General features: G+C 61.3%; 14 protein-coding genes. All 14 read left to right on the forward strand.

Annotated elements, in window-relative coordinates; all coding sequences use genetic code 11:
• The 14 genes from AOP79_RS11175 (at window position 1) to AOP79_RS11240 (ending at window position 13,908) form a co-directional block, all read left to right on the forward strand.
• Entirely contained in the window at window positions 1-897 is an 897-nt protein-coding gene (locus tag AOP79_RS11175) for a phosphatidylinositol mannoside acyltransferase (RefSeq protein ID WP_062073600.1), read from the forward strand.
• Complete coding sequence (locus tag AOP79_RS11180; protein ID WP_082093585.1) at window positions 894-2,039, forward strand: glycosyltransferase family 4 protein; 1,146 nt, start codon at window positions 894-896, stop codon at window positions 2,037-2,039. Before AOP79_RS11175 ends, AOP79_RS11180 begins: the two co-directional genes overlap by 4 nt.
• 3 nt (window positions 2,040-2,042) lie before the next feature.
• Window positions 2,043-2,951, forward strand: coding sequence for a pyridoxal 5'-phosphate synthase lyase subunit PdxS (pdxS, locus tag AOP79_RS11185; RefSeq protein WP_062073602.1), 909 nt, complete (start codon window positions 2,043-2,045; stop codon window positions 2,949-2,951).
• Between the two features lie 89 nt (window positions 2,952-3,040).
• Entirely contained in the window at window positions 3,041-3,505 is a 465-nt protein-coding gene (locus AOP79_RS11190; protein WP_152648107.1) for an NUDIX hydrolase, read from the forward strand.
• Entirely contained in the window at window positions 3,502-4,086 is a 585-nt protein-coding gene (gene pdxT, locus AOP79_RS11195; RefSeq protein ID WP_062073605.1) for a pyridoxal 5'-phosphate synthase glutaminase subunit PdxT, read from the forward strand. The genes AOP79_RS11190 and pdxT overlap by 4 nt, the downstream gene beginning before the upstream one ends.
• Window positions 4,087-4,173: 87 nt before the next feature.
• Window positions 4,174-4,824, forward strand: coding sequence for a sigma factor-like helix-turn-helix DNA-binding protein (locus tag AOP79_RS11200; protein ID WP_062073607.1), 651 nt, complete (start codon window positions 4,174-4,176; stop codon window positions 4,822-4,824).
• On the forward strand, window positions 4,821-5,243 hold the full coding sequence (locus tag AOP79_RS11205) for a hypothetical protein (RefSeq protein WP_152648108.1): 423 nt from the start codon (window positions 4,821-4,823) through the stop codon (window positions 5,241-5,243). The genes AOP79_RS11200 and AOP79_RS11205 overlap by 4 nt, the downstream gene beginning before the upstream one ends.
• A 77-nt stretch (window positions 5,244-5,320) precedes the next feature.
• Window positions 5,321-6,079, forward strand: coding sequence for a YebC/PmpR family DNA-binding transcriptional regulator (locus AOP79_RS11210; RefSeq protein WP_062073611.1), 759 nt, complete (start codon window positions 5,321-5,323; stop codon window positions 6,077-6,079).
• A 23-nt stretch (window positions 6,080-6,102) separates the two neighbouring features.
• Entirely contained in the window at window positions 6,103-6,657 is a 555-nt protein-coding gene (gene ruvC / locus AOP79_RS11215; protein WP_062073613.1) for a crossover junction endodeoxyribonuclease RuvC, read from the forward strand.
• A 92-nt stretch (window positions 6,658-6,749) separates the two neighbouring features.
• Window positions 6,750-7,352, forward strand: a complete 603-nt coding sequence (gene ruvA, locus AOP79_RS11220; protein ID WP_062073615.1) for a Holliday junction branch migration protein RuvA — start codon at window positions 6,750-6,752, stop codon at window positions 7,350-7,352.
• A complete protein-coding gene (gene ruvB / locus AOP79_RS11225) occupies window positions 7,345-8,400 on the forward strand; it encodes a Holliday junction branch migration DNA helicase RuvB (RefSeq protein WP_062073617.1) in 1,056 nt (351 codons plus the stop codon). The genes ruvA and ruvB overlap by 8 nt, the downstream gene beginning before the upstream one ends.
• A 120-nt stretch (window positions 8,401-8,520) precedes the next feature.
• On the forward strand, window positions 8,521-10,533 hold the full coding sequence (gene secD, locus AOP79_RS11230; protein ID WP_152648109.1) for a protein translocase subunit SecD: 2,013 nt from the start codon (window positions 8,521-8,523) through the stop codon (window positions 10,531-10,533).
• Between the two features lie 2 nt (window positions 10,534-10,535).
• Window positions 10,536-11,621, forward strand: coding sequence for a protein translocase subunit SecF (gene secF, locus AOP79_RS11235; RefSeq protein WP_062073618.1), 1,086 nt, complete (start codon window positions 10,536-10,538; stop codon window positions 11,619-11,621).
• Between the two features lie 43 nt (window positions 11,622-11,664).
• Window positions 11,665-13,908 carry a RelA/SpoT family protein gene (locus tag AOP79_RS11240; RefSeq protein WP_082093586.1) on the forward strand — a complete coding sequence of 748 codons (2,244 nt, stop codon included), beginning with the start codon at window positions 11,665-11,667 and terminating at the stop codon, window positions 13,906-13,908.
• Window positions 13,909-14,045: the final 137 nt, after the last annotated feature.

The raw sequence follows: 14,045 nt of genomic DNA on the forward strand, positions 1-14,045 counted from the left end.
GTGAATGCCTTCATGATGGCGTGGCGGGTGTCGCGGTGGCTACCGCAACGTGCAGTGCAGGGGCTGGCGACCACCGGTTCTCGCATCGTCTGGCGTCGAGGCGGCCGCGTAGTCGAGCGCTACGAGGACAACCTTGCGAAGGTCACGGGCCTGTCTGGTGATGCGTTGCGTGCCAAGAGCCGTGCTGGCCTCGAGTCTGTCGCGCGTTACTACGCCGAGGCCCTGACTCTCGGACGAATGTCGGCCACAGTGATCGACGCGCGCGTACGGCTTGAAGGTTACGAGCAGGTCGAGTCCATCCTCCGAGCGACCGATAAGGATAAAGGCGTTGTTGCGGCCTTGTCGCACTCCGGCAACTGGGATCTTGTGGGGGCGTATGCCTCGCGCAATATCATCCCGGTGACGGCAGTGGCAGAGATCCTGAAGCCGCAGGAGGTCTTCGACGAATTTGTCGCCTTGCGTGAGGGTATTGGCATTGAGGTTCTGGGTCACGAGGGGTCAACCACGTTTCGCAAACTCATCTCCATTGCCCAGTCCAGGCGCACATTGATTTGTCTTCTCGCTGACCGCGACCTTTCGGGGTCAGGCGTTGAAGTCGAGATGTGGGGTCGCAAGGTGAAGGTGGCTCCCGGGCCAGCTGCTCTTTCATCCGTGGCGAAGATTCCTTTGGTGCCAGTGATGGTTCATTACGAACAGCTCACCGGTGAGCGCCGCAAGCGTGCAGGCTCAAAGTGGGGCGTGGTGTTGTCCTTTGGAACTCCGCTGCACCCGGGAGACTATCCACGCGAGCATCGTGTGGCCCTCATGTCACAAGCTTGGGCTAGCGCACTCGCGGATCGGATCGCGGAGCATCCGGAGGACTGGCACATGCTGCAGAGATTTGGGTGGGTTGAATGAAGATCGGCATCGTTTGTCCCTACAGCCTGGACCGCCCTGGTGGTGTGCAACTCCACGTGATGGACCTTGCTGAGGCTCTGCAAGAGCGCGGTCACACCGTCTCTGTGCTTGCCCCAGCGGCACCGGAGACTGAGGTCCCTGACTATGTGACCACAGCCGGTCGTTCGATCCCCGTTCGCTACAACGGATCTGTTGCTCGCATCAAATTTGGGATGTTTGCGGCTGCACGCGTGCGTCGCTGGTTGAAACGTGGCGATTTTGACGTTGTTCACCTTCACGAGCCGGGCACGTTGTCATTGTCGGTCATAGCGATGTGGGCACGACTAGGACCTACTGTGGCGACGTTCCACACCTCAAATGAGCATTCCCGGATCATGCGCAACGCAAAGCCCTTCATTAAGCCTGGCTACGAGGAACTCGATGCGCGCATTGCGGTATCGCCTTCGGCGGATCGCACTATCAAGCGGCACCTGCGTGTCGCGGCTACCCACATCATCCCCAATGGTGTCGACACCGACGAGTATGTCCAGGCCAAGCCCAAGCGGGAGTGGCAGGGGACTGCAGAGGCTCCGACCATCGGCATTCTTGGCCGTATGGACGAGACGCGTAAGGGCCTGGACGAATACCTCGCGGCGATTCCGTTTGTGCGCAAGTCTCATCCCAACGCCCGCTTTCTCGTTGCCGGACGGTTTTCTGACCGCATTGCCGCGAAGGCAGCCCGCGCAGGAGCGGAAGTTGTGGGTGAACTTGATGAGGGCATGAAGGCCCGCTACATGAGCTCCGTCGATGTTTACTGCGCGCCCAATCTTGGGGGCGAGTCCTTCGGCATCGTGTTGGTGGAGGCGATGGCGGCCGGCGCGGCCGTGGTCGCTTCCGACCTTGTGGCTTTCCGGGATGTGGCAACGGATTCGGATGGAGAAGTGGGTGCGGCGCTCCATACCGTTGGTGATTCAGTCGAACTAGCGGCCCGTGTCAACGTTCTCCTGAATGACCCGAAGGCACGCGCAGAGCTCGCCGCACGTGGACAACGTCGTGCAGTGACGTTTGACTGGAAGCAAGTAGCGCCTCGAGTCGAAGAGACATATCGAGACGCGATTAGAATGGAAGCAGAGTTCCATCCCCATGACACAAAGGATTCGTGATTTATGAGCGACAACGACACCGCCACCACCCCCCAGGTCGGAACTGACCTGGTGAAGCGCGGCATGGCCGAGATGCTCAAGGGTGGCGTCATCATGGACGTCGTTACTCCGGAGCAGGCAAAGATTGCCGAGGACGCGGGTGCTGTTGCAGTGATGGCGCTTGAGCGCGTGCCTGCTGACATCCGTTCCCAGGGTGGCGTGGCTCGTATGTCGGACCCAGATCTGGTCTCGGGCATCATTGACGCCGTGTCGATCCCCGTGATGGCTAAGGCGCGCATCGGTCACTTTGTTGAGGCGCAGATCCTTCAGAGTCTGGGCGTGGATTACATCGACGAGTCCGAGGTACTGACGCCTGCGGACTACGCCCACCACATCGACAAGTGGCAATTCACTGTGCCCTTCGTCTGCGGTGCTACCAACCTTGGTGAGGCTCTGCGCCGTATCTCTGAGGGTGCAGCGATGATCCGTTCGAAGGGCGAGGCCGGAACCGGCGACGTGTCGAATGCGACCACCCATATGCGAACTCTGCGCACTGAGATTGCGCGCCTGACTTCGCTCCCTAAGGACGAGCTTTACGTTGCTGCGAAGGAGCTGCAGGCTCCGCTGCCACTGGTGCAGGAAGTCGCTGAGACCGGCAAGCTGCCTGTCGTGACCTTCACCGCCGGTGGCATTGCTACCCCTGCAGACGCCGCAATGATGATGCAGCTGGGTGCCGAGGGTGTGTTCGTTGGATCGGGCATCTTCAAGTCTGGAGACCCGGCTTCGCGTGCCAAGGCCATCGTTAAGGCAACGACCTTCTACGACGACCCCTCAGTCCTGGCTGAAGTCTCCCGTGGCTTGGGTGAAGCGATGGTGGGCATTAACGTCGACGAGGTGCCTGAGCCTCACCGCCTCGCAGAGCGTGGCTGGTAAAGCACCAGTAGTGTGAGCGCGATCGCGCCGTGACGTTCTCTGATCCCCCTCCCGATACTGGCGAGAGGATTGAACGTTACGGCGCGCGCGTGCTTCTGCTCGATGGTGAGCGGCTGTTGATGTTGCGTGGACACGATCCGCATCAGCCCAGTCGGTCCTGGTGGTTCACTCCCGGAGGTGGAATCGAGCCGGGGGAGAGCGAACGTTCGGCAGCGGTGCGTGAGTTGGCTGAGGAGACGGGCTACGTTCTGGAAGAACATGAGTTGGCCGGCCCTGTCTGGCGGCGGACTGCGCTGTTTGATTTCTACTCTCGTCAGTATGTCCAGCATGAGGTGTTTTTTGTTGCGCAGAGGGCCGATGCTGAACGGCACGCTCCCGTGGCGCAGGCGTGGACTGTCGATGAGCAGGACGTGATTGATGCAAGCGCGTGGGTCACTATGGGTGATCTGGTGGAGGCGGACGATGAGGTGTTTCCTCCGCGCCTCGCAAGCAGCTGGTCTGATTTTGTGCCGTGGGACGGCGTGACACGAGATTTGGGAGTGGAACCGGAATGACTCAGGTGGGTGTTTTGGCTCTTCAGGGTGATGTGCGCGAGCACGCGCTCATGCTTGAGCAACTGGGTTGTGACGTGACTCCCGTGCGTAGAGTCGCGGAGTTGGGCGCTATCGACGCCTTAGTGATTCCGGGTGGGGAGTCAAGTACGCAAGACAAACTCTTGCGCGCTTTTGATCTGCGGGAGCCGCTCCTTGAACGCCTGGGCTCAGGGCTGCCTGTTCTCGGCTCGTGTGCAGGCATGATTATGCTGGCTCGCGATCTCGTGGACGGCATCACCGGTCAACAAACGCTCGGTGCGATCCCTATGACGGTGCGACGCAATGCTTTTGGTCGCCAAGTTGACTCGTCTGAGGTGGCTCTGGTGTGGGAGCCCGATGGTTCTTCGATGCACGGAACGTTTATCCGGGCGCCGTGGGTGGAGAGTCACGATGATGGGGTTGAGGTGCTTGCGACTGCTACTGGACCAGACGGTGACCGTCATCCCGTGGCGGTGCGCTTTGCTAGCGCGATTGCCACGGCTTTTCACCCTGAGATTTCTGCGGATATACGGGTTCATCAGGCTTTGCTGGATTTGATCTAGCGGCTCTCAGTCAAGCCTGAGTGCTTGATATGACTGGATCAAGGTTGAGGCCTTGATTGATCCCTATCAAGCCTCTATCCTTGTTCTATGTATGTGGTGACAGCTGACCAGCGTGGAAGCAAGCGTCGCGGAGATCGAGTTGAAGAACTCCTCGAGTGGTCCGTGGCGTGGTCCAAGCGGTGGTCCGATGCCGTCGCGCTTCCGTTGGAGCGCACTGTGGGCGATGAGGTCCAAGCAGTGCTGACCGATCCAGAGGCGGCCCTCGATCTCGCCTTGGCGTTAATGCGCCGCGAAGTGTGGTCCGTGGGGCTTGGCCTCGGCAACGTTGATCTCCCCTTGGCCGCCACGTCTCGCGCGAGTACCGGCCCTGCTTTTGTTTTCGCTCGCCGCGCCGTCGAGCGCGCCCGTGGACGGGCGGAGACCGTGCCCTTAGTTGTGGCGTGCGAGGACATGGAGCGGGAGGAGCATGCGACTGCTCTCCTTCAACTCCTTGGTGCGATCGTGAGGAAACGTTCCTCGGCAGGGTGGGAAGTGGCGGATCTTGATGTACAGGAACTCACACAGAAGGAGATCGCCCATGCCCTGGGCATCAGCGCTCAGGCGGTAAGCCAGCGCAAAGCTGCGGCGCTCGTGGATGAAGAACGCCGTGCACGCCCGCTTGCGGTTGCGCTGATCTCCACAGATTCTGCGAGCCCGGTAGACGTGTCCGCCCGCGAGCGCCAGGATGGTGCGCTATGACGATGGAGACAGCAGTACTGATCTTTCTGCTCGCTGTTGTGACCTCCGCGGGTCTTGGCGCGTGGGTCATTCCGCCTTTTCTCAATCTGCTCTCGTCGTCGCGCCGGGAGCCCACAAGCGAGGGGACACCGGACGACCACGCAAGTGGAGGAAACACCGGACTGTTGCTTGGCGGACTGTGGGTGGGGGTGCTTGAGCGCATCATCGTGACGGTCGCGGTCGCGCTCGACGAGCCGACTGCGGTAGCGATTGTGGTGGCCGTGAAGGGGCTCGGTCGCTACCCGGAATTGAGGGATACCTCGTCGCCAAACCGTGCCGAAGCGTCCGAGCGGTTCATCGTAGGAACGCTCGCAAGCTTGGCGCTGGCTGCTTCCTTGGGGTACGTGGCTCGCATCGCGCTGGCGTCTGCCGGGCAGTAGGCGCGGCAGGACTGGCTGGCTCAAGCGCCTGAGTACACTGGTGGGCAGTCTTGCACCCTGCATCGTGAGGAGCACACGTGTCCGGTCACTCCAAGTGGGCCACCACCAAGCACAAAAAGGCAGTCATTGACGCCAAGCGCGGCAAGCTTTTTGCCAAGCTGATCAAGAACATCGAAGTTGCTGCCCGCACTGGCGGCGGCGACCTGGCCGGAAACCCCACGCTGTATGACGCCGTCCAGAAGGCCAAGAAGTCTTCGGTGCCGAACGACAACATTGACCGCGCGGTCAAGCGTGGTTCTGGGCTCGAGGCTGGCGCGGCTGACTACGAGACGATCATGTATGAGGGCTATGGCCCCAACGGCGTTGCCATGCTCATTGAGTGCCTGACGGACAACCGCAACCGCGCTGCCATGGAAGTGCGCACAGCGCTGACCCGTAATAACGGCACGCTTGCTGACCCGGGTTCAGTCTCCTATCTGTTCTCTCGCAAGGGCCAGGTCGTCGTGTCCAAGGACGGAAACGTGACCGAGGATGCGTTGATGGAGGCGACTCTCGACGCCGGTGCTGAAGAGATCGAAGATTCTGGTGATGTCTTCCTCATCACGTCGGAAGCCACTGATGTCGTTGCTGTGCGTACCGCGTTGCAGGAATCAGGCATCGACTATGACTCCGCGGAAGCGGCGTGGGTTCCTTCGGTCAAGGTGGAACTTGATGTGGATGGAGCCAAGAAGATGCTGCGGCTGATCGACGCGCTTGAAGACTCTGACGATGTGCAGAACGTGTTTGCGAACATGGACGCATCGGATGAGGTGTTCGAGGCGGCGCAGGAAGACTAGGCAGCTCACGCCGGTCGGCAATCATGCGCATCCTGGGTATTGACCCCGGCCTCACTCGGTGCGGTCTCGGCGTGATCGATGCTGCGGGAGCTCGGCGTGTGTCTCTTGTGCACGTGAGTGCCGCCACATCTCCCACCACGGCCGACACTCCCGTACGCATCGCCACACTGGCCGATGCCATCGAGGCCGTTCTCGACGAGCATCGGCCCGATGCCGTGGCTCTTGAGCGTGTGTTCGCTCAAGCGAACGTGTCCACTGTGATGGGTACAGCCCAGATTTCGGGTGTGGTGATGTTGTTGGCTCAGCGTCGTGGCCTGCCGGTGACGCTTTACACGCCCTCTGAAGTGAAGGCCGCGGTGTCAGGCAACGGCCGAGCTGAGAAAGCCCAGGTGGGCTACATGGTGTCGCGTGTGTTGGGGCTGGCGTCTCCGCCCAAGCCGGCCGATGCCGCGGATGCTCTGGCGATTGCCATCGCCCACGCCTGGCGTGGGGCTGCAGCGCCTGTGGGTACACAGGGGACGACGGCAGCACAGCGCCTGTGGGCGCAGGCTGAACGAGACGCGCGCCGACGCGGTTAACGGGGTTGACGAGTGCGGGCGAGTCTGCGCGTCGACGAGCCTGCTCTCCCGTAGCGTATTCGTACATACGTTCGAAGAGTGAAGGAGCAGGTGTGATCGCAACGCTCAGCGGTGAAGTTCTCTCTGTCGCGGCGACGAGTGCCGTAGTAGAGACCGGGGGAGTCGGCATGCGGGTGCTGTCGACACCAACCACGCTTGCGGAACTGCGCCACGGCCACACGACACGCCTGCACACGCATCTGGTGGTGCGTGAAGATTCACTGACGCTGTTTGGTTTCGGCACCGAGCATGAGCGGGACACGTTTGAAGTCCTGCAATCTGTTCAGGGCGTGGGCCCCAAATTGGCTCTCGCAATGCTGGCCGTCCACAATCCTGATGCGTTGGCGTCCGCCGTTGCTGCTGGTGACCGCAAGGCGCTTGAGCAGGTGCCTGGCGTCGGAGCCAAGGTGGCAGCGCGCCTCCTCTTGGAATTGGGTGGCAAGCTGTCGCTTCCGGAAGCTGACGGGGCGTCGCCTCATCGCGTCCAGGGCGCCGATGCGCGTGACCAGGTCGAAGAGGCTCTCGTGGGCCTTGGCTGGAACGCTAAGGTTGCCGCGCAGGCTGTCGACGGCGTAGTCGACGGACCCGTCAAGGTCGACGATGTCCCCGAAGTGCTGCGGCAGGCGCTGAAGACTATGGGAGCGCAACGTGGTTGATGACGCAGACCTCGACCCGCGGCTCGTTTCCGCGGACGCTGACGCCATCGAGCGTTCCAGTGAAGCTGCCCTCCGTCCGGGCAACCTCGACGAATTTGTGGGGCAACAAACGCTCCGTGATCAACTGTCGCTCGTCCTTCGTGCAGCAACCGCTCGAGGAGCGACCGCCGATCACGTCCTGCTCTCTGGCCCTCCAGGCCTCGGCAAAACCACATTGGCGATGATCATCGCTTCTGAGATGGGGGCGCCGCTACGCCTCACATCTGGCCCGGCTATCCAACACGCCGGGGACTTGGCCGCGATCCTCTCGTCGCTTGACGAGGGGGATGTCCTTTTCATTGACGAGATTCACCGCCTGGCACGCCCTGCCGAGGAGATGCTCTATCTTGCGATGGAGGACTTCAGAGTGGACGTGGTGGTGGGCAAGGGCGCCGGTGCCACGTCGATTCCGTTGAGTCTGCCGCGGTTCACGGTGGTCGGTGCCACGACCCGGGCGGGACTGTTGCCGGCCCCCTTGCGCGATCGTTTTGGGTTCACCGGCCACTTGGAGTTCTATGAGCCGGGGGAGTTGCAGCGCATCTTGGGTCGCTCGGCGCGCCTCCTGAAATTCGAGGTCGATGTCTCTGCTGCAGCGGAGATTGCACGACGTTCGCGAGGAACGCCACGTATCGCCAACCGACTTCTCCGACGGGTGCGTGACTGGGCCGAGGTGCATGGCTCCGGCCGTGGCGACATGGCCGCTGCACAAGAAGCGCTCCGGGTGTACGAGGTTGACGACCTTGGGCTCGACCGGCTCGACCGCGCAGTCCTACGGGCATTGTGCACGCGGTTCGGGGGCGGCCCAGTGGGGCTGTCAACTCTCGCGGTGTCGGTGGGAGAGGAGCCAGAGACCGTTGAGACTGTGGCCGAGCCGTTCCTCGTGCGCGAGGGCCTGATGAGTCGGTCTCCGCGCGGCCGAATTGCCACTACCGAAGCGTGGGAGCACCTCGGACTCCCCGTGCCGGACACCGCTCAAGGTGGGCATATCGGCGGCAGACTCTTCGACTAGGGAACGATTTGGGCACAAAACGTTGTGAACAACGGTGCCTTATTCGACGCGAGGGCTTGTGACGCTCTAGACTCGCCACGGCTCTCCGGAGCGCAGTCGACTGCCGAGTGAAGGAATCCTGTGTCAAAAGCGACAAAGGGCGCGCGCAAAGCGCTCATCGTACTAGGGGCGATCTTTGTCGCCATGTATGGCCTCCTCGCCGCAGGAGTGATCTGGGGTACTGCCTCATGGGCTCCGGGCCTTGCGCTCGACCTCGCGGGTGGACGTCAGATCATCTTGACGCCCGTCCTCGACGAGGGTGCTAGCCAGGAGATCGACCAGTCAGATCTTGATCAGGCTGTGGAGATCATCCGTAACCGTGTTGACGCCTCGGGCGTCGCCGAGGCCGAGATCACCACCCAGGGCAACAACATCGTTGTGGCGTTGCCTGGTAACCCAGACCAGTCGACAGTTGACTTGGTCGCTCAGTCTGCTCAGCTTCAGTTCCGGCCGGTGTTGCTGACGGGCGCACCAGGGGCCACAACCGTAGACGAGGCCCAGGCCGAAGCGACCACGTCGCCGGCTCCGTCGGAAGAGGCTTCGATCGAACCTGAGGTGGACCTTTCGTCGACGCCGCAGCCCAGCGCTTCGACGATGTCGAATGTCGTCACCGAAACGGACGCTGCTGAAACTGCGTCGGCGACCGACGCATCGGCTGATCCCAGCCCGTCACCTAGCCCGTCGGCCGTCACGACCGATAGCGAACTCGTGACGCCAGAGACTACTTCCGCCGTAGAACCGGTCTTCGGCGAGACTGACCCCTCGTCGTTCGAGTGGCTCACCGCTGACGTCCAGAGCGACTATGCCGCGCTCGATTGCACCGACGGCACCAACTACGCGGGTCGCAGCATGGGCGACCCCGAAACGGGCTACGTCGCTTGTGCTACCGACTTCCAGAAGGTTGCCATGGGTCCCGTCGAACTCGACGGAAACGACATTGAGACTGCAACCTCTGGGCCCCGCATGACGCAGCAGGGCACGCTCACCGGTGACTACGAAGTCCGCATCCAGTTCACGAGCGAGGGCGGAGCGAAGTTTGACGAGATCTCTCAGCGCCTGATGACGCTCGAGAGCCCCCGCAACCAATTCTCCGTGGTGCTGGACGGAGTGGTGATTTCGCACCCTCAGGTCACCGAACGCATCCCGGGCGGCGAAGCATCGATCTCAGGCAACTTCACCCAGGAGTCAGCGGAACAGCTCGCGAACCAGCTCAAGTTCGGTGCGCTCCCCATCAGCCTTGAGGTGCAGTCGAACCAGCAGATTTCCGCGACGTTGGGTGCCGACCAACTGCAGAAAGGCCTCATCGCCGGACTCATCGGTCTGGGACTCGTGGTGATCTACTCGGTCATCCAGTACCGCGCGCTCGGTCTCGTCACCGTGGGATCGCTGCTCATCGCCGGCGCAGCAACGTACGGAATGATTGCGTTGCTGTCCTGGGGCATCGACTACCGACTGTCGCTGGCAGGTGTTGCCGGATTGATTGTCGCGATCGGTATTACGGCCGACTCGTTCATCGTCTACTTCGAACGCATCCGCGACGAACTCCGTGAGGGGCGCTCTCTGACGAGTGCCGTTGATCACGCATGGAGGCGCGCACGCCGCACCATCCTGGCATCGGACGCCGTGAGCCTCCTTGCCGCAGGAACGCTGTACTTCCTTGCAGTCGGAGGCGTGCGTGGCTTTGCCTTCACGTTGGGTCTCACCACCCTGATTGACGTTCTCGTCGTCTTCCTGTTCACCCACCCAGTGATGATCCTGCTGGCCAAGACCAAGTTCTTTGGCAACGGTCACAAGTGGTCTGGCCTCGACCCACGTTCGCTGGGCCGCGAGTCCTTGTACAAGGGCCGTGGACGTGTGAAGTCGCAGTCCACTGGCACCGGGGCCGCAGATGGTTCGGGCGCAGGTTCTGCGACAAGCGACGGTCTCACTCTTGCGGAACGCAAGGCAGCCAAGCGCAAGGCCGCTACGGCGACCGTAGCGACCGCCGAGCTTGCTCAGGACGCGGCGGAAACCCACGACTCCACGTCGGCTGAATCTGATGGCGCTGATGCCGACGGACCCGACGCTGACGCATCGACGGAGGAGAAGAAGTAGCCATGGCCTCAAATCTTGCTACCTGGGGCAACAAGCTCCACAACGGTGAAAAGACCTACCCCATCGTGGCCCAGCGCAAGCGCTGGTTCATTATCTCCGCCGTGCTGATGCTCGCAGCGATTGGAATCCTGCTCGGTAAGGGCCTCAACCTCGGTATCGACTTCACCGGTGGTGCGCAGTACATCATCCCTGGCATCGAGAACCCCGAGGCTGGTCCCGCTGAGGAAGCTGTCGGTAATGTCGTACCGAACCAAGAACCTCGTGTGTCGGTGCTTGGCGATGACTCCGTTCGCATTCAGCTGGGCGAGATCTCCGCAGACCAGCAAATGGAACTGACAGAGGAACTTGCAGCGGGCTACGACGTACCTGTCGACACCATCAGCTTTGACCAGATCGGCCCCACTTGGGGTGCTGCGGTGGGCCAGCAGGCTCTCCAGGGCCTCGTGATCTTCCTGTTGCTCGTCTTCGTGGTCATTACGCTTTATTTCCGGGCCTGGCGTATGGCAATTGCTGCGATCCTCGCCTTGATCCACGACTTGCTCTTCACGGTCGGTATCTACGCCCTGATCGGGTTCGAGGTGACACCCGCGTCGGTGATCGGATTCCTGACAATTCTGGGCTACTCGTTGTATGACACCGTGGTGGTTTTCGACAAGGTCAAGGAAAACACGCAGCACTTCGAGTCTCAGAACCGCTACACCTATGCGGAACTTGCCAACCTTGCCGTGAACCAGACCCTCGTGCGTTCTATCAACACCTCGGTAGTCGCGTTGCTCCCTGTGGCATCGATCTTGTTCATTGGCTCGTTCGTCCTGGGCGCCGGAACTCTGAAGGACATTTCGCTCGCGCTCTTCATTGGTATGGCTGTAGGAACCTATTCGTCGATCTTCGTCGCCACACCGCTCGAGGTGACATTGCGGCGCAAGGAGCCGAAGATTCAGAAGCACACCGAGAAGGTGCTCGCCCTGCGTGAAGGTGGCGAATCCGACGTGGTCGTGAACGATGACGGAGAGGTCCGAGTGGGCGCCCTCAAGGCGGGCGAACACTTAGGACAGGCCGCTCAACCAAAGCGCAAGGGCCGCAAGTAGTCACCAGTAGAATGGGGTTTCGCTCACTGAGTAGGGAGGCTTCATGACGGACGCACGGCCCTCAACGGCCTCGTTGGGCCCACTGGCCTTCTTCAGGCGTGGAACTCCGCGCCCCCCACAGCCGCTTGACCCGGTGCTCGATGAGTACCGCAAGATGTACCCCAAGGGCAAGACGGGGCTCATTGAACGCGCCTATATCGTTGCTGAACGTGCCCACCGAGGCCAGTCACGCAAGAGCGGCGAGCCGTACATCACGCACCCGTTGGCGGTCGCGGAGATCATCGCGCAGATGGGCCTTCCCGACACCGTCATTGCTGCGGCGCTGCTTCACGATGTGGTGGAGGACACCGAGTTCCCGCTCGACACGTTACGGGCAGACTTTGGCGATGAGGTTGCCGCCTTCGTTGATGGCGTGACGAAGCTCGACAAGGTGACGTATGGCGACGACGCCCAGGCTGAGACTGTCCGCAAGATGGTCGTCGCGATGGCCAAGGACATTCGTGTCTTGCTGTTGAAGCTTGCTGACCGGCTCCACAACGCCCGCACGTGGAAGTACGTCCCTGTGGAGTCTGCGCGGCGCAAGGCGCAAGAGACACTCGAAATCTATGCGCCGCTCGCGCATCGCATGGGCCTCAACGCGATCAAGTGGGAACTGGAGGATCTGTCGTTCAAGACGCTCTATCCCAAGATCTATCAAGAGATCGTTGATGTGGTCGCCGAGCGCGCACCTGAGCGCGAAAAGCACCTTGCCGAGATCCGCAAGGAGATCGAAGTCGAGCTCCGTCAGATGAAGATCAAGGGCGAGATCACTGGTCGGCCCAAGCACTATTACTCGGTGTATCAGAAGATGATCGTCCGAGGTCGCGACCTTGCCGAGATCTATGACTTGGTCGGCGTGCGCATCCTCGTCTCCAGTGTCCGTGACTGCTACGCCGTCCTCGGTGCGATGCACGCGAAGTACCAGCCTGTTCCTGGCCGCTTCAAGGACTACATCGCGATGCCCAAGTTCAACCTGTATCAGTCGCTCCACACCACAGTGATTGGGCCCTCAGGAAAGCCCGTCGAGCTCCAGATCCGCACTCGCGAGATGCACCGCCGTGCAGAATATGGTCTCGCATCACACTGGCGCTACAAGGAGAACTCCCGCAGCACTGAGGCCTCGGACATGGGCTGGCTGCGCCAGATCGCTGACTGGCAGCAGGAGACCGCGGATCCCACTGACTTCCTCGACTCGCTCCGTGGAGAGATCTCTCGCGCCGAGGTGTACGTCTTCACCCCTCGTGGGCGCTTGCTGGCTCTCCCACAGGGTGCGACTCCCGTGGACTTTGCCTACGCGGTTCACACGGAAGTGGGTCACAAGACCATCGGAGCGAAGGTCAACGGTCGCCTCGTGCCGCTGGATTCAACTCTTGATAACGGTGACACTGTCGAGGTTCTGACGACCTCCGATGAGAATGCGCATCCAAAGCGTGACTGGCTCGATTTTGTGCAGTCGACGCGCGCGCGAAACAAGATTCGTCAGTGGTTCCTGCGCGAACGCCGTGAGGAGTCCATTGAGACTGGGCGCGACATGCTTGCGCGCGCGATCCGGCGTCAGCATCTGCCTATGCAGCGTCTCATGAGCAAGTCCACGTTGCTTGCGCTCGCCAAGGAGATGCATTACGACGACGTGGACGCGTTGTATGCGGCGATTGGCGAGCACAAAGAGCAAGCCAGCGACGTTGTCTCCAGGATGGTCGAGGCCGTTGGTGGCGACGAGGGTGCTGACGAGGACGTTACGGAGATTACCCGGCCGGGGACGTCTGCCATTCGCACTCGCCGTGGTGATCCTGGGATTTCGGTCCACGGCTTGTCCGACGTCGTGGTGAAGCTCGCGAAGTGTTGCACGCCGGTTCCGGGTGACCCGGTGCAGGGTTTTGTGACTCGGGGGAGCGGCGTCAGTGTGCACCGTGCCGACTGCCTCAACCTCGCGGCGCTGAGCGATCAACAAGAGCGCTACATCGATGTGCAATGGACGGGTTCTTCCGATGCTGCGTTCCTGGTGCAGATAGAGGTCGAGGCTCTTGATCGCAACCGTTTGCTCAGCGACGTCGTCAAAGCTCTCGCCGACTACCACGTCAATATTTTGGGCGCGAATGTCTCGACAAACCGCGACCGCGTTGCGTTGAACACGTTCACGTTTGAGATGGCGGATCCATCGCACCTTGGCGCAGTTCTGGCGGCTATCCGCAAGATTGATGGCGTCTACGACGCCCGCCGTGTCACGGGAACAAAACGCTCGTCCTAGCGACCGTTCCTTACTTCGCCCTTCATTCGCACGGGCAACGGCGGGAGCTGGGTTGTGTTTGCGCCAAGGGATCGTGCTACCCGTCTAAGTCATTGGTCTGAGCATATGTCATTGGCCTGAGCGATCCAAGAGGTAGG

The organism is Demequina sediminicola, assembly GCF_000975055.1.
Taxonomy (GTDB): Bacteria; Actinomycetota; Actinomycetes; order Actinomycetales; family Demequinaceae; genus Demequina; species Demequina sediminicola.

Bases quoted from the DNA above. Each gene is read 5' to 3' on its own strand.
- secF (WP_062073618.1), top strand. From the start codon at position 10,536: ATGGCCTCAAATCTTGCTACCTGGGGCAACAAGCTCCACAACGGTGAA.
- ruvC (WP_062073613.1), top strand. From the start codon at position 6,103: ATGCGCATCCTGGGTATTGACCCCGGCCTCACTCGGTGCGGTCTCGGC.
- pdxS (WP_062073602.1), top strand. From the start codon at position 2,043: ATGAGCGACAACGACACCGCCACCACCCCCCAGGTCGGAACTGACCTG.
- AOP79_RS11240 (WP_082093586.1), top strand. From the start codon at position 11,665: ATGACGGACGCACGGCCCTCAACGGCCTCGTTGGGCCCACTGGCCTTC.
- AOP79_RS11180 (WP_082093585.1), top strand. From the start codon at position 894: ATGAAGATCGGCATCGTTTGTCCCTACAGCCTGGACCGCCCTGGTGGT.
- AOP79_RS11200 (WP_062073607.1), top strand. From the start codon at position 4,174: ATGTATGTGGTGACAGCTGACCAGCGTGGAAGCAAGCGTCGCGGAGAT.
- pdxT (WP_062073605.1), top strand. From the start codon at position 3,502: ATGACTCAGGTGGGTGTTTTGGCTCTTCAGGGTGATGTGCGCGAGCAC.
- AOP79_RS11205 (WP_152648108.1), top strand. From the start codon at position 4,821: ATGACGATGGAGACAGCAGTACTGATCTTTCTGCTCGCTGTTGTGACC.